The 20,161-nt window shown below is 70.1% G+C and carries 17 protein-coding genes; 6 read left to right on the top strand and 11 right to left on the bottom strand.

The annotated features are described in order from the left end of the window. Positions 1 to 12: 12 nt before the first annotated feature. Positions 13 to 1,452 (bottom strand): serine/threonine protein kinase, encoded by a 1,440-nt coding sequence (locus tag G4D85_RS19120; RefSeq protein ID WP_164013957.1) that lies wholly within the window; start codon positions 1,450 to 1,452, stop codon positions 13 to 15. Between the two features lie 289 nt (positions 1,453 to 1,741). Here G4D85_RS19120 and G4D85_RS19125 point away from each other — a divergent pair, with 289 nt between their 5' ends. Further along, positions 1,742 to 3,919, top strand: a complete 2,178-nt coding sequence (locus G4D85_RS19125) for a Kelch repeat-containing protein (protein WP_164013959.1) — start codon at positions 1,742 to 1,744, stop codon at positions 3,917 to 3,919. A gap of 59 nt (positions 3,920 to 3,978) precedes the next feature. Here G4D85_RS19125 and G4D85_RS19130 read toward each other — a convergent pair whose 3' ends face one another. The 4 genes from G4D85_RS19130 to G4D85_RS19145 form a co-directional block, all read right to left on the bottom strand. Then, positions 3,979 to 4,593, bottom strand: coding sequence for a hypothetical protein (locus tag G4D85_RS19130; protein ID WP_164013961.1), 615 nt, complete (start codon positions 4,591 to 4,593; stop codon positions 3,979 to 3,981). Further along, positions 4,593 to 6,044, bottom strand: a complete 1,452-nt coding sequence (locus tag G4D85_RS19135; protein WP_164013963.1) for a chondroitinase-B domain-containing protein — start codon at positions 6,042 to 6,044, stop codon at positions 4,593 to 4,595. Before G4D85_RS19135 ends, G4D85_RS19130 begins: the two co-directional genes overlap by 1 nt. A 157-nt stretch (positions 6,045 to 6,201) precedes the next feature. Then, positions 6,202 to 9,042 carry a hypothetical protein gene (locus tag G4D85_RS19140; RefSeq protein ID WP_164013965.1) on the bottom strand — a complete coding sequence of 947 codons (2,841 nt, stop codon included), beginning with the start codon at positions 9,040 to 9,042 and terminating at the stop codon, positions 6,202 to 6,204. Between the two features lie 162 nt (positions 9,043 to 9,204). Next, a complete protein-coding gene (locus tag G4D85_RS19145; RefSeq protein ID WP_240359369.1) occupies positions 9,205 to 10,068 on the bottom strand; it encodes a haloalkane dehalogenase in 864 nt (287 codons plus the stop codon). Positions 10,069 to 10,234: 166 nt separating this feature from the next. Here G4D85_RS19145 and G4D85_RS19150 point away from each other — a divergent pair, with 166 nt between their 5' ends. The 3 genes from G4D85_RS19150 to G4D85_RS19160 all read left to right on the top strand — a co-directional run bounded on the left by G4D85_RS19150 (position 10,235) and on the right by G4D85_RS19160 (position 11,823). Next, the gene (locus G4D85_RS19150; RefSeq protein WP_164013969.1) at positions 10,235 to 11,158 is read left to right on the top strand and encodes a LysR family transcriptional regulator; all 924 of its coding nucleotides are present in this window, start codon (positions 10,235 to 10,237) and stop codon (positions 11,156 to 11,158) included. A 96-nt stretch (positions 11,159 to 11,254) separates the two neighbouring features. Next, a complete protein-coding gene (locus G4D85_RS19155; RefSeq protein ID WP_240359370.1) occupies positions 11,255 to 11,635 on the top strand; it encodes an ArsR/SmtB family transcription factor in 381 nt (126 codons plus the stop codon). Next, positions 11,632 to 11,823, top strand: coding sequence for an SRPBCC family protein (locus tag G4D85_RS19160; RefSeq protein ID WP_164013971.1), 192 nt, complete (start codon positions 11,632 to 11,634; stop codon positions 11,821 to 11,823). Before G4D85_RS19155 ends, G4D85_RS19160 begins: the two co-directional genes overlap by 4 nt. A gap of 56 nt (positions 11,824 to 11,879) precedes the next feature. Here G4D85_RS19160 and G4D85_RS19165 read toward each other — a convergent pair whose 3' ends face one another. Next, positions 11,880 to 13,895 carry a sulfatase-like hydrolase/transferase gene (locus tag G4D85_RS19165; RefSeq protein ID WP_164013973.1) on the bottom strand — a complete coding sequence of 672 codons (2,016 nt, stop codon included), beginning with the start codon at positions 13,893 to 13,895 and terminating at the stop codon, positions 11,880 to 11,882. 266 nt (positions 13,896 to 14,161) lie between these two features. Between G4D85_RS19165 and G4D85_RS19170 the strand changes: the two genes are divergently transcribed. Beyond that, the gene (locus G4D85_RS19170) at positions 14,162 to 15,265 is read left to right on the top strand and encodes a 50S ribosomal protein L11 methyltransferase (protein WP_420821716.1); all 1,104 of its coding nucleotides are present in this window, start codon (positions 14,162 to 14,164) and stop codon (positions 15,263 to 15,265) included. A gap of 56 nt (positions 15,266 to 15,321) precedes the next feature. Here G4D85_RS19170 and G4D85_RS19175 read toward each other — a convergent pair whose 3' ends face one another. From G4D85_RS19175 to G4D85_RS19185, 3 genes are all read right to left on the bottom strand, one after another. After that, positions 15,322 to 15,861 carry a hypothetical protein gene (locus G4D85_RS19175; protein WP_164013977.1) on the bottom strand — a complete coding sequence of 180 codons (540 nt, stop codon included), beginning with the start codon at positions 15,859 to 15,861 and terminating at the stop codon, positions 15,322 to 15,324. 102 nt (positions 15,862 to 15,963) lie between these two features. Beyond that, positions 15,964 to 16,932, bottom strand: a complete 969-nt coding sequence (locus G4D85_RS19180; protein ID WP_164013979.1) for an FHA domain-containing protein — start codon at positions 16,930 to 16,932, stop codon at positions 15,964 to 15,966. Then, on the bottom strand, positions 16,920 to 18,248 hold the full coding sequence (locus G4D85_RS19185; protein ID WP_164013981.1) for a S1C family serine protease: 1,329 nt from the start codon (positions 18,246 to 18,248) through the stop codon (positions 16,920 to 16,922). Before G4D85_RS19185 ends, G4D85_RS19180 begins: the two co-directional genes overlap by 13 nt. Before the next feature lie 306 nt (positions 18,249 to 18,554). Between G4D85_RS19185 and G4D85_RS19190 the strand changes: the two genes are divergently transcribed. Next, positions 18,555 to 18,791: a hypothetical protein gene (locus G4D85_RS19190; protein ID WP_164013983.1), complete on the top strand. Its 237-nt coding sequence runs from the start codon at positions 18,555 to 18,557 to the stop codon at positions 18,789 to 18,791. Here G4D85_RS19190 and G4D85_RS19195 read toward each other — a convergent pair. After that, positions 18,781 to 19,614 carry a fibrinogen-like YCDxxxxGGGW domain-containing protein gene (locus G4D85_RS19195; RefSeq protein ID WP_164013985.1) on the bottom strand — a complete coding sequence of 278 codons (834 nt, stop codon included), beginning with the start codon at positions 19,612 to 19,614 and terminating at the stop codon, positions 18,781 to 18,783. The two genes, G4D85_RS19190 and G4D85_RS19195, sit on opposite strands and share 11 nt — an antisense overlap. 99 nt (positions 19,615 to 19,713) lie before the next feature. Beyond that, positions 19,714 to 19,947: a hypothetical protein gene (locus G4D85_RS19200; protein WP_164013987.1), complete on the bottom strand. Its 234-nt coding sequence runs from the start codon at positions 19,945 to 19,947 to the stop codon at positions 19,714 to 19,716. Positions 19,948 to 20,161 lie beyond the last annotated feature (214 nt).

A 20,161-nucleotide genomic window follows, 5' to 3' on the forward strand; every position in this document is an offset into this window, starting at 1 on the left:
GGGCCGAGGAGGCTATGGACTGTCGGCGCGCCTCGTGGGCCCTGAGGTGGCTGGGCGTGGAGATGGGAACGCAGGCTCGTAGCACCCGCCCTTGTACACATAGGCGCTCTCGTCGCACTCCTTCATGTCCGAGATCGACACCTTCACCCAGCAGCCGCCGTTGAGGGGAACCTGCATCCGGCGAGGGCAGCGGCCGGTGGCGTCTGGCCGTGATTGCCCTGGAAGAGGCTTGGGCGGCATCTCCACCGCGATGGTCGACCACACGGAGGGCTCACGCCCGGGCGCCACCGGGGCCGTCAGCGCCGTGTCTCCGACCGCCACGGTGCCGCCATCCCTTGATTCCTCCTGCTGCGCGAGCGGCGCCGTCGCGGGCTCCTCGATGGCCGGTACGCGCAGCACTCCCCCGGCGCTTAGCGCCAATGCGCCGCCCAGGCCCGCGGCTGCCGCGAACCATGGCCACCTCGCCACGCGCCGTGGCCGCACGGTGACGTACTGGGGCACGGGCATGAGGCCCGCGAGCCTGGGCTCATCTCCCGTGAAGAGGGAGACATCCGCCGCGGGCCCAGCCTTCCGTGCGGCCCGCTCCAGCGCCTCTGCCAGCTCGCGCGGGCTGCCGCGTGCCTCGGGACGCGGCGATAGCATTCGGGACACCAGCTCGCTCAACTCCGGACAGCAGCGGGCGTTGGTGGCCCTCGCGGACCAGGACTCCATCTCCTCCGGGCGCCAGAGCCACGCATCCTCGTCTTCGGGGTGCGTCGGCGGTGGATACTTCTCCGTGAGCACCCGGAACGCGGTGACGCCCAGCGCGAAGACATCATCCGCCGGACCGGGCGCGTAGGGCACCACCGGAGGACTGCTGAAGCGGAGCCCATACCGCCAGGCCTCCGGCGAGCGGTACGCCTGAGTGCCGGGAGGAAACACCCGCCACGTCAGCGTCGCGGCGCCCAGGTAGTGCCCGGAACCAAAGTCCATCAGGAAGGGCTGCCCGTCCTCGCGACGAACGAGCACGTTGTCGCCCTTCACGTCTCTGTGGACGCCGCCCGCCGCATGGGTGGCCTCGAGGGCCCGCGCCAGCCGTGCGAGGACCCGAAGCACCTGCCGTGATGTGGGGAGGTGCGCCTGTGCCCAGATATAGAGCGGTGTGCCCTCCACGAGCTCCATGGCGAGCCACGCATGGGGAGTGCCCGTGGGAGACATCCACTGCCCCTGATCTCTGAGACGGGGCACGGCCGGGTGGCGGATGCGGGAGAGCAGCTCGGCTTCCCGCATGAAGCGCGCATCCCATGGGTGCAGGGCCAGCTTGAGGGCCACGGAGTCCCCGGCGCCCCGTTCGGCATCCACGGCGCGGTAGACCGCTCCGTAGGAACCCCGGCCGCGCTGCTCGACCACACGCCACGAGCCGATGCGCGTTCCCGGGGGCAGGCATGCCGGATTCAGTGGGACAGGCTCCATGGACTGCCTCGCGAGGAGATTTGCGGTCCGCTCCGCGGGCCAGGAGACTACTCGCGAGGTAGGTGCTTTCCAATACTATCTGGCAGGTGAACACACGTATCGACCGTGAGCCGTCCAGGACACCACGCTCATCGGCGTCGGCTCCAGGGCTCGTGATCGGCGGGTGCCCGCTGCCGCTGGAAGCCGGGCTCGCGGTGGGCTTCCGGCCCTGGCCCGCGTGCTTGAAGTCGCGTGACGCCGACGACCAGGATGCCCCGCGCCGAAAGGCGCCACTCCGAGGGGGCAAGCCATGAGACGTCCTATCCCAGTCATCCATTTCTCCATCCTGTTGCTGCTGGCGTGCGTGGCCTGCGGCCCTGCCGACGCCGGGACGGAGCACGCTCCGGGCGTCGAGTCCCTCCAGCGCTCCGGCGCGGCGCTGGGCTCCCCGCAGTGGGTGTCCACCGGCAGCGCGCTGCGGACGCGGAGCAGCGGCAGGGCCGTGCAGCTCGCGTCGGGCCGGGTGCTCGTCACCGGCGGCTACAGCGCGGGCGCGGTCCAGTCGAGCGTGGAGCTGTATGACCCGGCCACCGGCACCTGGGCCGCGACGGGCAGCATGACCTCGGTGCGCACGGGCCACACCGCCACCCTGCTGAACACGGGCAAGGTCCTCGTGGCCAACGGCTATGCGGGCGGCGGCGCGGGCGTCTACCTCACCAGCGCGGAGCTGTATGACCCGGCCACCGGCACCTGGTCCGCCACGGGAAGCGTCCCCCATGCACGGAGCGCGGGCACGAACACCCTGCTCCCCTCCGGCAAGGTGCTCATCACCGGGGGCGCCGGGAGCACCGGTCCCATCCTCACGACGGCCCTGTACGACCCGGCCACCGGCACCTGGACGTCCGGAAGCCTGAGCACCCCGCGCCATGCGCACACGGCCACGCTGCTCACGTCAGGCAAGGTGCTCGTCACCGGAGGCCAGGGCCGGCTCTCCTCGACGAGCACCTCGGAGCTGTACGACCCGGCCACCAACACCTGGGCCGCGGGCGCGAGCATGAGCGTCGCGCGCCATGCGCATACGGCCACGCTGCTTCCCTCGGGCAAGGTGCTCGTCACCGGCGGCAGCGGCGGCACCACGACCGCGGAGCTCTATGACCCGGCCACCAACACCTGGTCCACCACCGGCGCCCTCACGCAGCCCCGCTCGAGCCACTCCGCCGCGCTGCTGGCTTCGGGCAAGGTGCTGGTCTTCGACAGCTCCGGCTCCGCCGAGCTGTACGACCCGGCCGCTGGGACGTGGAGCCCGACCCTTCCCATGCTCGCGGGCCGCGCTGGCCCCGCCAGCATCTTCCTGCGCTCCGGGCAGGTGCTGGCGGCCGGAGGCTCCACCTCGGCGGGCGAGGTGGCCACCGCCGAGCTCTACGAGGCAGGCGCCTTCACCTGGAGCCGCTCCGCTCCGCTCGCCACGGCCCGGTCCAACCACAGCGCCACCGTCCTCGCGTCGGGCAAGGTGCTCGTGGCCGGAGGCACCGGGAGCGCGGGGAGCTACCTCGCCAGCGCGGAGCTCTATGACCCGACCACCAACGCCTGGTCCGCCACGGGAGGCCTGGCCCAGGGCCGCGCGGGGCACACCGCCCTCCTGCTGCCGTCGGGCCAGGTGCTCGTCATGGGCGGCAGTGGCTCCAGCGGCAGCCTCGCCAGCGCGGAGCTGTATGACCCGACCACGGAGACGTGGACCGCCACCGGCAGCCTCGCCACCGCCCGCGCCGGCTTCACGGCGACCCCGCTGGGCACGGGCCAGGTGCTCGTCGCCGGTGGCCGCTCCGACGGCGGCGTCTACCTCACCAGCGCCGAGCTGTACGAGCCGGGCACCGGCACCTGGTCCGCCACGGGAAGCCTCGCCACGGGCCGCATGGGCCACTCCGCCGTGCGGCTTGGCGGGCGGGTGCTCGTCACCGGCGGCTACTACTACGTCTTCACCGCCCTGTACCGGCTCGCGAGCGCGGAGCTGTATGACCCGGCCACCGGCACCTGGTCCACCACCGGAAGCCTCGCCACGCCCCGCAGCGACCACCTGTCGCTCCAGCTCACCTCCACCACCTCGCTGTTCATCGGAGGACTCTCTGGCACGGGCAAATTCACCGGCCACGCCTCGCTCGCCTCGGCCGAGGCCTTCACGGCCAGCACCGCGTCGCCCGCGGGCACCATGAGCACCCCGCGCCATGGCCATGTCATCGCGCCGCTGTCGTCGGGCGCCGTGCTGGTGGCTGGTGGGCTGAACAAGCTTGGCGGCAGCAGCACGACGCTCTACCTGTCCAGCGCGGAGCTGTACCAGCCGGGCACCCACCTCTGGAGCCCCACGGCCAGCATGCTGGCGGTGCGCAGCCAGTTCACCGCCAGCCTCCTGCCCTCGGGCCGGGTGTTGGCGGTGGGAGGCACCGACAGCACGGGCCTGCCGCTCGCCTCCTCGGAGCTCTACTCACCGTGACGTGAAGGGGCGGCGCAGCGCTCTTTTGTACGCCGCGAAAAGCTCCTGCTCGGGCTTCCTCAAGTGGCTGGGGAGGCCCTTGCAGGCCGCCGCAGCAGTACGAGCATGATTCCGGCAACGCTCCAGAACACGTAGGAGCCGATAATGGAGGCAAGGTCCGTCTGCTGATTGCGGCCGACCTGGACGACCATCGCATTCGGATGCCCCCGTGGCGTATCAGGCCCTATCAGCCGATCTTCGCTCTCCCACTGCTCCCACAGGACGTTCCGCAACACCCCCTCGAAGCGTCTCTGGTGTTCGAGCCCCTCCGCGACTTCCTCTGCGGAGCGTTCTTCCTCGATGGGAATGAGGGCCCAGACGGATTCGCTGTCGGCGGTTGCTGGCCCCTGCGAGGAGAGGAGCTGAACGCACAGCCAGCGCTCCGTTCCTCCACGTGGCCGCAACGAAGACTCATACGCCCCCCAGACGTCGGGGCGGGCGTTCACGACGACGCGGCGTGACGTGGTCCCTGTGAAGTCGCCGGGCCTCAGCTCCTCCACCGCGACGGTGTGACGCCCCCGGTCCAGCAGGTGAAACCATGCCGGCAGAGCCAGGACGCTCCCCAGCAAGAGACTCACCGTGAGGACACCCGTCGTCGAGTCCCAAAGGTACCGGGTCAGCAGTGCACGCAGCATCAGGCACCATCGGACGACACAGGTGTGGCCCGGGAGCCACGGCGCCGCAGCCCGATGGGCAGCAGCAGGGCCACGAGCAAGGCGGCGAGCCCCGGCGCCGCGCCACAACCTCCGCCAGAGTCCGGGTCCTCGTCGATGAGGACTGGGCCCGCGTCCTCTCCGCCTCCAGAAGTCCCCGCGTCGCTCCCAGTGCCAGCGTCCACGGAAGTGCCCGCATCCGCGGGGGTTCCGGTGCCGGCGTCGCTGCAATCCCCCAGCGAGTGCTCCAGCGCGCCCAGGCTGTAGGCCGCTCCCGTCGGCCGGGGTCGAGAGCAATAGTCCACCGTCACCGAGGCCCGCGCCGCGGCCGCGCCGATGAGCTGCGACACGTCGCCCTTGATGCGCAGGTCGCCACTCAGCGGCGCCTGGTACCAGGTGGACCACGTGCCCGACGCCACGTTCAGGAGATTGGTGCCCGCGGTGAAGCTCCCCGTGTCACGGACGCGAATCACCGAGGACATCACGTTGCCGTGGGCCTCGCCGGTGCTGGAGGCGAAGCGGAAGTCCACGCCCGTGGTGGCGATGAGGGTGTTGAACAGCACCCGCGTGTTCGCCGCCTTGTTGAGATAGATGCCGACGTCAGAGCAGTTGATGATGACGTTGTTGGCCAGCACGCCATCCGAGTGCTCCGGGTCGCACGTCACGCTCGCGTCGAAGGCCGGCGCGCAGAACGCGTTCCCCGTACCACCTCCGCCGAAGGACAGGCCGATGCGCGTGTTGCCCGTGGCCGCGTCCTTCGTGCAGATGACGAGGTTGCGCTCGAACACGCCCCGGTGGCCGCCGCTCTTCATGAACGCGCCGTAGGAGATGCCGCCCGCCTTGGCGAAGTCGTGAATGTAGTTCTCACGCACCACCCAGTCGTCGCCGGTGTCGATGTTGAGCTTCGTCACCGGAGTCCCCGTGTTCCGGGCGCGCGTGTCGTAGACCTCGTTGCGCTCGATGAGGCCCCGGTGCGGCATCTCGAAGACGCCGCTGGCATTCTTGACCGCGTTCACCTTGAGCTGCGCGTTGAAGTTCCGGAGGCGGCTGTTGCGCAGGACGAAGTTCTCCGCATGGCCGGTGACGTGGAAGGCGTGCTCGCAGGCGCTGTCCTGCGCGCACACGCCCTCGAGGTCCAGCCCGTCGAAGGTCCAGTAACGGCCGGAGACCTTGAAGCCCTCCGTCGCGTTGAACCGGATGCGCGCCGCATGCCGGTTCGCCGCGCGCACGACGATGGGTTGCGACGCGGTGCCCTCCGCTGAGCACCCGAGGTCCTGGTTGACGTCATACGTGCCGTCCGCGAGCACAATCTCGTCGCCAGCCTGCGCCGAGGCGAGCGCGGACTGGAGCTGGGAGACGTTGGCGACATTCTTCACCGCCGCGAGACTGGTGCCGGACAGCAGCAGCAGTACGGCCAGGGGCATGGAACGCATGGGGGCTCATCCTCCGAGGTGGAGCCCAGATGTTATTCAGTAACATGAGGATTCCGAAGCAATGACCGCACCGGTGGAGCTGACGGCGGCGGATTTGTCGCTCTTCCCGGAGGGATGGATCTGGAACAGCTCCGAGCCAGCATTCACGCCCCCGGTCTCACCGGATGGGGAGGATGGGGTTGTTGGCACCGTCCACGAAGTAGGAGAGGTACTGCTGCTCGGTGAGGGTTCCCCAGATGCCGGTCATCGGATCCCACACACGCCCGGCGGCATCCACCGCGTAGGCATGGTAGGCCGTGCCGCTGCCTCCCAGGTCTTCCGCCACGTCGAAGCGTCTTCCTCCGTAGACCCAGCCGACGTCCTCAGCGGCGAACGCCCGGGCAGGCGCCGTGGCGCCGGCGCCCAACGCATCCCGCATTGCCTGGGAGATTCTATTGCACTCACCCGGCCGGCTGGCGATGGCCACCAGCTCATCCAGCGTCCGGTAACGAATGATGGGCGGAGCCGAATAGCCATTGGGGAAATCGGCGATCGTCCCGTAGCTCTTCCGCACATTCATCAGGAAGCCGCGGACGACGTCGTCGCTGATGCCCGGGGGCACGTTGAAGAGCTGGCGGGCCCGCGTGATGTCCGTGGCGGTGAAGGGCGTCAGCTCGTCACTCATCGTGATGTTGCCCAGGGACATCGAGCTGGGCCGGCGTATCCACATCGCCAGCTGGTCCGCGGTGATGTCGCCCGCCTCGAGGGCCTGATCGACGGTGCGGCCCCGCAGGAAACTCTGGCGGAAGACGTGGAGCAGGTCATCCGCCTTCGCCGTCGAGCCCAGCGTCCGGTACAGGTCATCACTGAGCACGGAATACTGGGCCAACGCTCTGCGCGCCTCCGCGCTGAGGCTGGCGAAGCTCCGGGTCCCATCGGCGAGCTCCTGGATGGCCGACAGGGGCGTGCCTTCCGGGAACAGCGTGGCGAGCGCCGCCAGTCGGCCGGCATCGTCCAGCGAGCCGAGCGAGGCCAGCGTCCGCGAGGCCGTCACCAGCCGGCTCGCGTGGGCCAGCTGCGCGCCCTGCATCACGATGCCCAGCGCGTCCAGCGCCAGCCCCAGGGCGAACCCTGTGTCGGAGGGAGGGGGCACACCCGACAGGCTGAGTCCTCCGCCGTTGAACTGCGACAGGTAGCGCTCCTCTGCATACTGCTCGATGCGGCGGTACGAGCCGTACACCATGCCCCCGGTGGAGACGGCCCCGTAGGCACCGACGACCCAGGCGGACGCCAGCGGCGCACCGAAGCCCCCCGTCGCGATGGTGAAGCCGACGGACGTGACGAACGTGGCCCCCGCGATGAGCAGGTCCCTGTTCTGCTGGCTCGCGTCCTCGCTCTCGTAGCGCTGCAGCGTGTCCAGGGCCGAGGTGAAGGCCTGGAAGTCCTCCACGGTCGAGCTCGGGTCACCCAGCTGCAGGGCCAGCTGCCGCAGGGCCGTCATGGCCATGGGCCGCAGGTCCCTCGCGGTGGGGAGGTCCTGGCCCGCCGCGAAGTAGCTCATCAGCGTGGCCAGCTCGGCGCGGGCGGTGCCGAGGACTCCCAGGAAGGGTGCGCGCGCATCCGCCCCCCGTGAGGCGATGGTCTGCTGCAGCAGATAGGTGCCGCTCGTGCCGTCCGCCCAGTCCAGCTGCCCCACGGTGATGCGCCCGCGAACGCCTTGCGGACTCCACGCGAGCCCCAGCTGCGCGTCCGGCGGCACGAAGGCGTTGATGAGCGCGCCCTCGTCCAGCACTCCCAGCTCGGGGTGCTCGGTCATCACCGCCGCCAGCTGGGTCTGCGCCTGGGACATGGCCTGGTCCAGGGTGAGCCCCTGCGCGCCATGGCCGTCCGGTCCGAGCACCGAGTAGGCGAAGTCGAAGTCCAGGAAGGCCGACAGGTTGTCCTCCGCCTGGGGCGTGTCCTGGCCGGGAGGACGGGGGACCGCGTACTGGGCCTGGGCCGTGTTCTCCGCGGCATCGCGGAAGCGCTGCATGAGCGCGGGGTCCGCCAGCAGCTGCTCCAGCGTCACCCCGCCGAGGCTCGGGTCCGCCACTCGCGCCCACTCCCGGAGCTGCACGAAGCTTTGCTCGAGCAGCTCCGGGGCACGGGGCGCGTCCTGCAGGAAGCGCACGAGCGCCTGGGCCTCGACCGCCGCGAGCGTGAGGTCGCCCCAGGCCACCGGGCTACCGCCCGCCAGGCGCTGCTGGGCGGCGGCCAGGTCTACGTCCTGCGTCTGGAGCTGGTCCTGGGAGAGCGCCCTCACGTACGCGTCGAAGTTCGCCTCGGTGGGGTTGCTGACGTACGCCTCCATCGCCGCGACCGTCGCGGCCGACATCTGGAGTGGGGGCGCGTCCGCCACCCGCATGTCGAACAGGGCCGGGTCCAGCCCCGAGCGCGCGATGGCCGCGTCACGCTCCGGCCCTGGGGGCGCCTGGAGGATGTGGTGCACCGCCGTGCCTCCGGCCGTGCCCGCCACCGAGTATTGCGGATGGCTCGCGAAATAGTCGGCCTCGGATGCCCACTGCTGAGTGGTCGGGTCGAAGATGCGTCCGCCCTGCCGGATGACCACATGGCCACTCTCGCCCTCGGCTCCCGACCGGGAGTCCGCGAGGAAGAGGACCTCGGAGCGCGCGCGGATCTGCGGTGACGCGGCGAGGAAGTCTCCCACCTGGTCCAGGCAGTTCTCCTGCCCGTCCCGGATGTTCTCCGTGCGCAAGGTGCTGGCCTGGGGGGCCGTACCGGCCGTCGCGACAGCGGGCTCGCTTCCAAGCAGCGTCTGGCTTCGAGTGGAGGTGGCGGCCTGAAACGAGTCGCCGGTGGGGCCCGGCTTCCGTGGCGCCGCCCGAGACCGGGCCTCCCGTGCCACGCGCTCCGCCGCTTCCCGGGCGGCCCGCTCCGCGGCCTCCTGCGCTGACCGGCGGGCAGCCTCCGCCGCCACCTGCGCGGAGGAGGAACGAATGGCTTCCATATTGCTGCTCATGCGCGTCCCCTTTGGGTCTGAACGGCGGGGAGCTCCAGCCGGCTCCCCGTCCAGGTGAGAAATCCTTCCCAAAAAGGAGGACAAACCTTGGAGGCCCGACGTCGCACGGAAACGACGTGTGGTTCGTTTTTCCCAGGCGCCGGGTGGCACGCGCCCCCGGTCTCATTCCCGGCGGACGGAGTGGCGTTCGAGCCAGCGGGAGATGGCCTGGCCGATGTCATCGGGCAGGTCCTCGCTGGCGTGGTGGCCAGCTGAGCCAAGTGCCACGACCTCGAGCGCGGCGAACCTGCCGCGCGCCCACTCGACAATCGCAGGGGAGCCGAGCGGCGTCGGGCTGTCGAAGGTGAGCAGCAGCTTGGGCACCGACGGCGACGCCGCCATCCAGTCGACGTAGCGGTCCAGCACCGCCATCACTTCGGCCGGCTGGTTCTCGATGGGAAGTTCGCGCGGCCAGGCCAGCATCGGGCGCCGCGACGCAGGGTCGGGATAGGGCGCGGAGTACACCGCGGCCTCGGCCTCGGTGAGGCCCCGCTTGACGCCGGCTCCCAGCGAGCGGGCCAGGAACTGGTTCTGCTCCAGCACCAGCGTCTCACCCACGCCAGGGGTGCGCAGGTTCTTGAACAGCTCGACGCCCTGCGGCGGGTAGTCGCTCCACTTGAGCGAGCGGAAGAAGGTCTCGAACACGACCAGCCCTCGCACCCGCTCGGGGTGACGGGCGGCCCAATCCATGGCCAGGGAGCCGCCCCAGTCGTAGCCGACCAGCACGACGTCTTTCAGCCCGAGCGCGTCGAACCAGGCGTCGAGGTAGCGGGCATGGTCCGCGAAGCGATAGGCGATGTCGGGCTTGCCCGAGTCGCCCATGCCAATCAGGTCGGGCGCCAGCACGCGGTGGCGACCGGCGAGATGGGGGATGACGTTGCGCCACACGTAGGACGACGTCGGGTTGCCATGGAGCAGGACCACGGTGGGGCCGTGGCCGGCTTCGCGGTAGGACATGTGGGAATCGAGGACACGGACCTCACGCATGGATGTCTCCGGCGGGATGGGCGCGGGCGGCGGCGCCGCGCGCAGACAGGCCGCGAGGGCGACCGGGAGGAGCAAGGGGAACAGCCGCATCGTTCGCATGCCTCCACCATGCGGTCGCTCATCATTTTCGGCCAGTGATGATTCATGAGGTCTATCCTCACCAACCGTGAGCCTTTCCTCTCTCGACCTCAACCTGCTCCTGGTGCTCGACAGCGTGCTCGCCGAACGCAGCGTGGTGCGTGCCGCCCGCCGCCTCCACGTCACGCCCTCGGCGATCAGCAACTCACTGGCCCGCCTGCGCACCGCGCTCGGCGACCCGTTGATTGCCCGCAGTGGCCGGGGCATCGTGCCAACCCCCCGCGCCGCCGAGCTGGCGCCGGCACTGGCCCGCGCCTTGCGCGACCTCGACCACGCCGTGCACGGCGCCGCCTTCAATCCCGCCACCACCACCCGCCAGTTCTCGCTCGCCATCGCCGACGCCGGACAGGTGGTGCGGCTGCCCCGCCTCGTCACGCTGATGGCCGCCGAATTGCCGCGCGCCAGCCTGCGCGTCGTGGGTATCGACACCCTGCTCACTCGCGGCGGACTGGCCAACGCCGAGGTCGATGTCGCCGTTGCGGTCGGTGAGAAGGGCCCCGGCATGCACCTCGAGCCGCTGTACCGCGAGCGCACCGTGCTGGTGGCGCGCCGCAATCATCCCCAGGCCGGCAACCGCGTCTCCAAGAGCACGCTGGCCGGCCTGCGCCACGTCGAGGTGCAGGTGGCGCCCGGCAAGGGCTACCGCGAGCTGCCCGGCGCCTATGCCCGCCTCGGCATTGCCCGCGACATCGCGCTCGTCGTACCGAACTTCAGCGCCGCCGCCGCGGTGGTCGCCGATACCGACCTGGTCGCCACCCTCCCCGCCTCGCTGGTCGCCCGCCTCGGCCCGGTCCTCGGACTGCGCACCATCCAGAGCCCGGTGCCGCCGCTCCACGTCACCATCAACCTGTGGTGGCACGAGCGCACCGACGCCGACCCGGCGATGATCGCCTTCCGCGACCTCATCCGGCGCGCGGGAGCGCGCGGCAGCGCCGCCCGACCGCGTCCTTGAAGGTGGCAGGCCACCACGACGCCTCAAGTGGACCCGGCCAGGCCGGGAACAGGGGCACGGCTGCGTCCGCGGGATGAGTGGGTTGATAGTTAGCCGTTGAGCTTACTGTCCGGGCCGGATATGGTTATCCATATGGGTAACCATCAAGCCTCGCTGGATGGGGTCTTCTACGCGCTGTCCGACGCCACCCGGCGAGCCGTCATCCACCGGCTCGGAAAGGGCCCCGCCACCGTGAGCGAGCTCAGCAAGCCTTTCGATATGGCGTTGCCGTCGTTCATGAAGCACCTGCGGGTGCTCGAAGAGCACGACCTCATTCGCTCCACCAAGACGGGTCGACTCCGAACCTGCCGGGTCAATCCGAAGAGACTTCACGCCGCCGAGTCGTGGATGGCGGAACAACGAGCACTGTGGGAGGCCCGCTCCGATCGACTGGAGAACCTGGTCACCGCGCTCTACCAAGAGGAGAAATCACGATGACCCGCACGTTCAATCCCGAGCTCGACCTCACACTTTCCCGCGTCATCAAAGCGCCTCGCCTCACCACGTGGCGCGCGTTCGCCGAGCCCTCGCTCTTCGAGCAGTGGTGGATTCCCGCGCCGACCCAGATGAAGGTCATCGAGATGTCGCTCCCGGCGCACGGGCCACCGCGGCGGGCGGGGCGTTGAGCCTCAAGCAACACAGGCCCACGCCCCTGCCCCACCGGCCAGGTCAAAGGCCCCGCTCACGCCTTCGGGGCGCTGCTGCGGACGCTCCCGGGCCACGGGGCCAGCTTCTCCTTCTCGTAGCGCGCGAGCAGGCTGCCGAGGCTCGTGGCCTTCTCCTCGACCGCGGCCTTGCGCGAGTCCGGCACCGTGGGCGCCACCGCCGGGAAGGGCCCGTTGACGGCCAGCAGGTTGTGGGACTCCAGCGGGTCTGTCTCCAGGTCGTACAGCTCCCACTGCTCGGCCTCCTGCCCGTGGGGGTCGAAGTAGCGCGAGAGCTTCCAGGCGCCGCTGCGCACGCAGCGGACGTGGTTCGGCTGGCGCACCGGGCCGGGCGCCAGCTCCGGCACCTGACGCCCCGGGGGCAGCACCCCATTCCCCCCGGTGCGCAGCAGGTCCACGACCTTGCAGAAGAAGGCGTAGTTCTCGAGGTCCTGTTCCGAGTGCGGGTCCCCATCCACCGGCAGCGGCTCGGTGATTTCGTCGTCGGTGATGAAGAGCACGCCCTCGCGCACCGAGCCGTCCGGCTCAAGCACCACGCTTTGCTCACCCTTCACCACCGGCGTCAGGTCCGTGCCCACGAACGGAGGCACGACGCGCTGCAGGCGCAGCTCCTCGCGGGCCTTCTCCAGGTCCTTGCCCTCCACCCCCATGAGGCCCAGGAGCGTGGGCAGCAGGTCGACATGGCTGGTCAGCGCTTCGACCTGCCGGGGCGCCAGGTCCGAGTTGAGCGAAGGGTGCCGGAACACCACCGGCACGTGCAGCGCCTCCTGGTAGGCCGCGTGCCACTTCTCCATCATCATTCCGTGGGCGCCGCCGTACTCGCCGTGGTCCGACATGAAGACGACCAGGGTGTCCTCGTGCAGGCCCACCTCCTCGAGCGTCTGGAGCACACGGGCGATGTGGCCATCCACGACCTGGTGCAGGTAGGCGTAGTACTGCACGAAGGCCGCGACGGAGGCCTCCGGATTCACCGTGAGCTGGAAAGGGATGTTGGAGGCGAGCGTGACGCCGAGCGCGAGGGCCTCGGGGTTCGCGGGCGTCTTGCCGGCCGCCACGGCCTGCCGCAGCGCGCCCATTCCCGTCTTCGCGGCGAGCCCGAGCCCGACCTTGTACGAGTAGTCGAGCTGGCAGGACGGCTTGTCGGGGCCGAGCGCCATCGCGGCCGGAGGCGGTGGCTGGGCGCACGTCGCGTCCAGTCCCTCCGGGTTGAGCGGGTAGCGGAAGGTGCCGCCCGCGGGAGGCGTGGACAGCGTGCGCTTCCCGGGGATGGGCAGCGGGCCGACCGGTGGCGCCTCCGGGTCCAGGGTGCGTGGCAGGGCCGGGTAGGTGGCGATGTCGTGGGGATTGGCGAAGGACACCACGGCCATCCACGGGGCCTGCTCCGCGGCGGGCGCTGGCTGGAGGGGCGCCTTGTCGGAGGCCACGGCCTGGGTCCTGTCCACCTCGAGCGCCAGGGCCTTGCGCCGCAGGAAGGTGCAGGCCAGGTCCGCGCAACCAAAGTCCCGGTAGAAGGCCAGGTTGTTGGGGCTGGAGCCGTGCGGCTCGGGGTAGCTCAGCTCCCAGTCCTCGAAGCCATAGCGCGAGAGCGAGTGCTCCGGCGGATTCGACACGTGCCACTTGCCGAAGTAGTGCGTGCGGTAGCCCGCGGCGCGGAACCAGTGGCCCAGGGTGGGAATGCCGTCGGGTCGCAGCCAGGGGAAGGCGGCGGCATCGGCGCTCTTGAAGAGGCCATCGGTCTGCATGACGCCCGTCCGCGTGCCGTACTGCCCGGTCATGATGGTGGTGCGGCTGGGAATGCAGGCCGAGGAGGCGATGGTGTGGTTGCGCAGCACCACGCCGTGCCGCTGCAGCTTCACGAAGCCCGGGAACATCGAGGCATAGGGGTTGTCCTCGCGCAGGGGCTGGAAGCCGAGCAGCTCCTTGAGAGGCTCCGCGAAGCCGCCCTCCGGGCCATAGGGGAACCGGGGGAAGCGCATCTGGTCCACCATGATGACCAGGAGGTTGCGGGGAGGTGATGCGGGCTTGCGCTGCATGGGGGTTCCTCCGAAGCGGGACACTGAGCCAGCGGGACGATGCAGATCCCCGGCCAGTCTATGTCTCCGCATCGAGGCGTTCTGTGAAGCACCGGGTCATCCCGCGGAGCCGCGTTCACGGAGGACGCAGGCCCCGGAGCATGCGTCCCTCACGAACGCGAAGCCCACTTCTCCAGCGCGACGCGAGCCCGGGGACGTGCTACCCCCTTCTCATGTCCCCTCCCCGCAAACCCACCACCCGCCAGGAAGGCGCGCCTGCCGCCGCCATGCCGGCCGGGCTGGCGCCTGGCGCCGCGTTCACCTGGCACTCGGAGAGTGGCGAGCCCGCGCCCGCGCGCCTGTCCCCCGTGGATGACCGGCTCAAGGCCGACACCGCGCTCAAGCGCGTCCGCAATGGCGAGTTCCTGCTGTACACCGGCGACTTCCACAACGCGAAGCAGCTCCTGGGCGCGCTGGGCCGGCGGCTCTCCCGCCCCTCGAATGCCCGCTCGCCGCTGGAGGCGTTCCGGGCGGAGCGGCGCGCCCGGCAACTGGAGCACGAGACGCTGGCTCGAATCGTCGTCGCGCTCGACGGTGCCTACAAGCTCGGCCTGTCGCGCGCCCCGGACGTGGCACAGGCCTGCCGCGAGGTCTGGGGCGAGCCCGAGGCGGCCACCACCGTCGTCCCCCTCAAGCAGCTCCTCGGCATGCTCGGGGCCGCGGAGTGGCGGCGCAAGGGCCTGGCCGTGCCCGGCCTCAATGGCCTGCTCCATCCGTACTACGGCGTCTATCTGCCGACCCGCACGGACTACGTGGAGCTGCTGCTCTCCCTTCCCGACGTGAAGGGCAAGCGTGTCTTCGACGTGGGCACCGGCACGGGCGTGCTGTCGTTCCTCCTCCTGCAGCGCGGCGCGGCCTCCGCGTCGGCCACCGACTGCGACTCCCGGGCCGTGGCCTGCGCGAAGGAGAACGCGGAGCGGCTCGGCCTCGCCAAGCGCTTCCAGGTGACGGAGGCGGACCTCTTCCCGGAGGGGAAGGCGGACCTCGTCGTCTGCAACCCGCCCTGGATTCCCGAGCCGCCCAAGAACCGGGTGGACCGCGCCGTGTTCGACGAGGACAACCGCTTCCTGCTGCGCTTCCTGGAAGGGCTCCCCGGGGCGCTCACGCCCGGCGGGGAGGGGCTGCTCATCCTGTCCGACCTCGCGGTGCTGCTGGGCCTGCGCCCGCCCGGGTGGCTCGAGGAGCAATTCACCCGGTGCGGGCTGACGGTGAAGTGGGCCCGCTCGACTCCGGCGCGGCACTCGAAGGCCAAGGACACGTCAGACCCGCTGCATGCCGCGCGCTCGCGGGAGGTCACCACCCTCTACTGCCTGGTGCCCTCCTCCCCGTAGGCCCGCAGGCCTGGCGGCCTTCCCAGGTGAGGAGGCCGCCCGCCACGTGCTGCCGGCTACTGGCAGTCCGCCAGGCCGTAGACGAAGTCCTTGCGCGGCGTCTGGCCCGGGTCCTGGTTGATGGCCGCGATGCTCAGCTCGCTGTAGGAGACCGTCTGCGTGCTGCCAATCACCATCTGCGTCTTCTGCACGCGCGTGGTGGACAGCACCACCTTGCCCGTCGTGCCCGTGGGCTCGATGCGGAAGCAGTTCATGATGCGCGGGTCCACCGTGGACTTGTAGCAACGGGTGTACTGCCCCAGCACCGTGCGCTTCGTGTACGTGCAGCGGCAATCCCACGGGTCGTACTCCTCGGACACGTGCGCGGCCTCGTAGCCGGTGGCCGTCTGCACCACCTCCAGGTACGTGCCTTCCGGGTCCTGCGGATTCGCGCACCACAGCAGCGTGTCGCCGACCGCGCCCTGCTGTACCTCCGCCATCTCCGGCACCACCTCGGCCGGCTGCTGCGGCTCCTGCGGCTGGGGCGCGGCGCCACAGCCCAGGCTCAGGAAGGACGTCGTGACGATGAACGCCGAGAAACGCAGAAGGGAACGCATGGCTGCTCCTGTTGTGGAATCGGGGTCATTCCCGACCTTCCACGCATGGGAGCCCTTCCCGTGACTTCACGCAATGCACTTCTGCGTGAAACCTGGGCGCACTCACTCCTCCTTCGTCAGCGCGTCCACCTGTTCCTGGAGCCGTGCCGTGTCCTCGAAGAAATCCTCCACGGGCTGTGCGCGGGCGAGCCGGAAGTGGGGCGGCAGCAGCGTGCGGGGGAAGTCCAGCCCATCGCTGAAGCCCTCGTTGCCCAGCAGGTCATCCGCGCGGGAGAGGACGCCGAACACGAGGACGACGAAGACGAGCGAGCGCATCAGCCGCCTCGGCTCCCACCGCGTCACGTAGCGCAGGTGCCAGTACAGCCCCCACCCCAGCAGCCCCAGGAGCACGGCGTACTGAAGCCCCGACAGGCCCCCGCCCAGCGCCAGGCTGAAGCCCACGAGCGTGAGCAGCGCGGGCCCGAGGACGGCGCCCAGCAGCACCAGCGTGCTGATGGTGGCGTGCGCGCGGTAGTGGAACTGCCGGCGGGCGATGCGGCTCGCCACCGACCAGCCACCGGCCCAGACGAGGATGAGCATGAGCGGCGCCATCACCGACACCATCAGCTCGCCCCAGTCGGTGCGCCCGTAGTTGGTGAGGTACGACTCCAGCAGGCTCGCGCCCACGAGCGCCAGCAGCGCCAGGCCGAAGGTGCGGGGCTGCTCGAAGAGGCGGGGCCGTGGCGCCGTGGGCGCGGGCCCGACGACGGTGGCCTCCACCGGGTGGCTGCGCGAGCGGAAGCGCAGCACGGTGTCGCCCACCGACACGCGGGTGTCGGGGGTCAGCTCCAGCTCGGCGAGCGGGGCCCAGGGCTCCACGCGGTACGTGCCGTTGTGGCTGCCCAGGTCGCGCAGCACCAGCGCGCCGTCCTCGCGGCGCTCGATGCGCAGGTGCTCGGGGGAGACTTTCGGGTCATCGAGGATGACGTCGTTGGAGTAGCCGCGCCCCACGCTGGCGGGGAAACGCTCCAGGCGGTGGCGGGCGTGGACGGCGTCGCCTTCCAGCACCTCCAGGAAGATCACTTCGTCCACGACAACCCCTCCAGGTAGCGGCGCGCAATCCGGCGGCCATTGTCCGCGGTGAAGCCGGCGAGCGTGAGCGAGGTGTCCACGCCGCTGGTGCCCGCGTTCAGCGTGGCGGCGCGCAGCACCACGTCGTAGAGGCCGGGGAACTTGCGATAGGCGCGCAGGCACAGCGCGGCGCGCACGGGCAGGCCGCCCACGTCGACGAACTCCGACTTGCAGCGGTAGTTGGTGACGTCCTGGCGCGTGGCCTCCACCGCGTCCGGGTCCTGGGAGAACAGCGCGCTGTACAGCGCGGAGAAGCGCAGCGAGCCCAGCTTCTGGCTGGTGGCGTGCTGATGCAGGAAGGCCACCACGCCGGTGCGGTGGAGCGAGGACACGTAGATGTCCTCCTCGGAGGAGCACTGGTAGTTCGTCACCGTGTACGGCACCTCCGGGTCATGCGGCGTGTCGCCCCAGCACTTGAGGAAGGGGCTCCAGCGGCCGGGGACGCGGTAGCCGCCCAGGGCCTGCTTCGGCAGCGTGGCCGCCAGGAGCCGCTCGGTGAGCCGCTGCTGGTTGTCCAGCAACTGCGTGCGCACCGTGGCCAGGAGCGCCTGCGCGTCCGCGCTCTTCGCCTGGAGCGCGCGGGCGAGCAGCTCGCGCGCATAGCGCACGGGCACGAGGAAGCCGACCTGGTTGCCCATGGTGGCGACGTTGACTCCCACCACGCGGCCCTCTCCGGTGAGGGTGGGCCCGCCGCTCATGCCGGGGTTGATGGCGCCGCTGAAGTGGAGCCGCTCGTAGAGCGCGTCCTGGATGAGGCCGTTGTAGGTGCCCTCGACGATGGTGGTGCCCAGGTCTCTCGGATTGCCCATGGCGAACAGGCGCGCGCCCTGCGGGGGCTCGCGGTCCTCCAGGGCGAAGAAGTCCTTCACGGGCGTGTCCAGCTGGATGACGGCCAGGTCGTGCACGACGTCCACGTCGACGAGGCGCACGGGCACGGGCTCGGCGCCGCCGCTCAGCACCAACTCCGCCGTGTAGTCCTCCGGGTGGATGACCACGTCGGAGACCACGTGGTAGTTCGTCACCGCGTGGCCGGCGGCGGAGACGAAGAACGCCGAGCCGATGGACGAGCGCGTCCCCGAGCGACGCTCGATGATGCGCACCTGGGCGACGCGGCCCTGGATGCGCTGGAACAGCTCATGGGTGGCTGGAGGCAGCGCCACCGCGGGCACGGGGAGCGCGGCCTCGGGGACTCCGGCGTCGGACCGTGGCGGGCCGGGCTCGGAGGGGGCCACCGGCGACTGCGCGAGCACGGCCGCGGCGAGGATGAAGGCGAACATGGATGCGTCCCACCCTACCCCACCCCGCCGGGCGCGGGGACGCGGAGCAGCGGCACGTGTGTCCGGTGGGGGCGGGACGGCGGCCTGCACCCACCGGAGTGGGTGGTGGGGCCGTCCCGCCGTCTCGTACCGCGAGTCGCGAGGGTCCGCTCAGCCAGTGCCGGTGCCAGTATCCCGCGAAGTAGTGGCGAATCAGCGGGGCGAGTCGGTCAGCAAGGTGGGTCGGCAAGGCGGGCACCTCTCGTAGGCAGGTGGCCTATCTTGCCGCCAACGCGCGCCTGGAGAGAATCCTGGCTACCGAAGGGAATGGACAAGAACTCCGGCGCGCTGGCCAGGGCCGAGGAGCGGTCTCGGCGGCAGAAGCGCCAGCGACAAGCGGGCAAGGACTCCCTACTGGTGTGGTTCTGCAGCCTGTTCGATGGCGTCACGACGGAGAAGTTAGAGCGCGCACAGCGGGAGATTATGCGGCTGAACGAGCAGGTCAGCCACATGCAGTTCCGGCGCCCCACTGCGCGCTCTTTGTTGCTGGCAGCTACCACCTGACGAAGCGAGAGATGCGGCGTACTCGCGTGTAGGCAGTACCATCACTGGCAAGCTGTAGGTCTGCGGCGCGGGGAGAGCTGAGGTGGGGGCCGACCCTTCCATCCTCAGTATCGGTTTCGGCGTCGGAACCCAGGCTGTAATACCAGCAATCGCGATAGTGCTGGGTGACGTTCGCGAAGGTCGTCGCGCACTGCGCAAGCGGGTTCAAGTCGCCGTCATAATCAGGCGCTGACCAACCCGAGGCAAACTGCACTATGTAAATGAGCCCATCGCCGCCGAGCAGTTGGGGATTCTGGAACCTCATCGTGGTGGTGTTGAAGCCCTCCACCTGCGCCGTGAACACGACGACGGCCTTGCCGCGCAAGTCCTCGATGATGTCCATGTACTGGACGGCGCTCACGTACTCCGTCTTGCGGTAGAGATAGAGGCTACCGTCATAAAAGTTGGAGTCGAGGCTGGGACGGCCCCTGCGCCCGAGGCGCTCGGCGTAGGGTATGTTCCAGAAGTCCGTCGTGTTACTCCCTAGCACACTATTGTAGACGAGCGCCCAGCCGCCTCCCTGCGTCTCCAGGTCGCAATAAGCCGTGATGGCCTGGGTGCCGTCGGGCTTGAGGTAGTAGACGCCCGAGCGGCGGACGCCTGCGGAGTAGAGGTGCCGACAGCTCTCCATTGCGAGGTCGGGCGTCTCCCCATAGCTGGGTTCTCCCGCGAGGGCTGGCAGCGCGTTGAGCAGCAGCAACAGCGCAGAGACTGCTCCAAAGGCAGCGGGCAGAGACGTCGAAACCATACAAGACCTCGTGATGTGGCGGGGTGAGGTCTTCATACCAAACCTTCCGGGGTAGGTCCTGTCAGAGGGGACGTCGTTCAGGCCGAAAAGCCGGGCCTTTGCGCGACTCGTCAGACAGGACTTAGTCCAGGTGGTTTAGGCGGAGACGACGACCTGCGTGACGCCAGGCGCCACCCAGCGGCGAGCAGCGTAGCCCGCCACGTACAGCCACTTCACCTCCCGGTTACCGGAACCGTAGCGCTGGCGTTTGAGGTGGCCGCGCACCTGTACCTGCGTGGGAAGGCGCCCTGTCGTCGCGTCGGTGCCGCTGGCCTCGCCGGTGCCAGCGGCTCGCGCCACGCGCTCCTCGTCGAGGTACACATGCCGCACGTGGACACCCTGCGCACCGTCACGCTCCCGAAGAGCCAGAACTGACAACCGCTCCGGCCGCGCCCCCGGCCCGGCCGGCTCAGTGTCGGGACGGGGCACGGCGAACACTTGCCACGGAACTGGGGCAGTCTCACACCGTCCCCGCGCCTTGTGCTCGGTAGGGCTCGGGTGCATGATCGCGGCGCGGCGGCAAGGGTCGGCGCATTGGGAGGCA

It is taken from the genome of Pyxidicoccus trucidator, assembly GCF_010894435.1.
Classification (GTDB): Bacteria; Myxococcota; Myxococcia; order Myxococcales; family Myxococcaceae; genus Myxococcus; species Myxococcus trucidator.

What these genes read in the sequence shown, in the direction of transcription:
- G4D85_RS19125 (WP_164013959.1), top strand. Translation starts at nt 1,742, where the DNA reads ATGAGACGTCCTATCCCAGTCATCCATTTCTCCATCCTGTTGCTGCTG.
- G4D85_RS19140 (WP_164013965.1), bottom strand. Translation starts at nt 9,042, where the DNA reads ATGAGCAGCAATATGGAAGCCATTCGTTCCTCCTCCGCGCAGGTGGCG.
- G4D85_RS19190 (WP_164013983.1), top strand. Translation starts at nt 18,555, where the DNA reads ATGGACAAGAACTCCGGCGCGCTGGCCAGGGCCGAGGAGCGGTCTCGG.
- G4D85_RS19135 (WP_164013963.1), bottom strand. Translation starts at nt 6,044, where the DNA reads ATGCGTTCCATGCCCCTGGCCGTACTGCTGCTGCTGTCCGGCACCAGT.
- G4D85_RS19165 (WP_164013973.1), bottom strand. Translation starts at nt 13,895, where the DNA reads ATGCAGCGCAAGCCCGCATCACCTCCCCGCAACCTCCTGGTCATCATG.
- G4D85_RS19170 (WP_420821716.1), top strand. Translation starts at nt 14,162, where the DNA reads ATGCCGGCCGGGCTGGCGCCTGGCGCCGCGTTCACCTGGCACTCGGAG.
- G4D85_RS19175 (WP_164013977.1), bottom strand. Translation starts at nt 15,861, where the DNA reads ATGCGTTCCCTTCTGCGTTTCTCGGCGTTCATCGTCACGACGTCCTTC.
- G4D85_RS19145 (WP_240359369.1), bottom strand. Translation starts at nt 10,068, where the DNA reads ATGCGTGAGGTCCGTGTCCTCGATTCCCACATGTCCTACCGCGAAGCC.
- G4D85_RS19130 (WP_164013961.1), bottom strand. Translation starts at nt 4,593, where the DNA reads ATGCTGCGTGCACTGCTGACCCGGTACCTTTGGGACTCGACGACGGGT.
- G4D85_RS19195 (WP_164013985.1), bottom strand. Translation starts at nt 19,614, where the DNA reads ATGAAGACCTCACCCCGCCACATCACGAGGTCTTGTATGGTTTCGACG.
- G4D85_RS19160 (WP_164013971.1), top strand. Translation starts at nt 11,632, where the DNA reads ATGACCCGCACGTTCAATCCCGAGCTCGACCTCACACTTTCCCGCGTC.
- G4D85_RS19120 (WP_164013957.1), bottom strand. Translation starts at nt 1,452, where the DNA reads ATGGAGCCTGTCCCACTGAATCCGGCATGCCTGCCCCCGGGAACGCGC.
- G4D85_RS19185 (WP_164013981.1), bottom strand. Translation starts at nt 18,248, where the DNA reads ATGTTCGCCTTCATCCTCGCCGCGGCCGTGCTCGCGCAGTCGCCGGTG.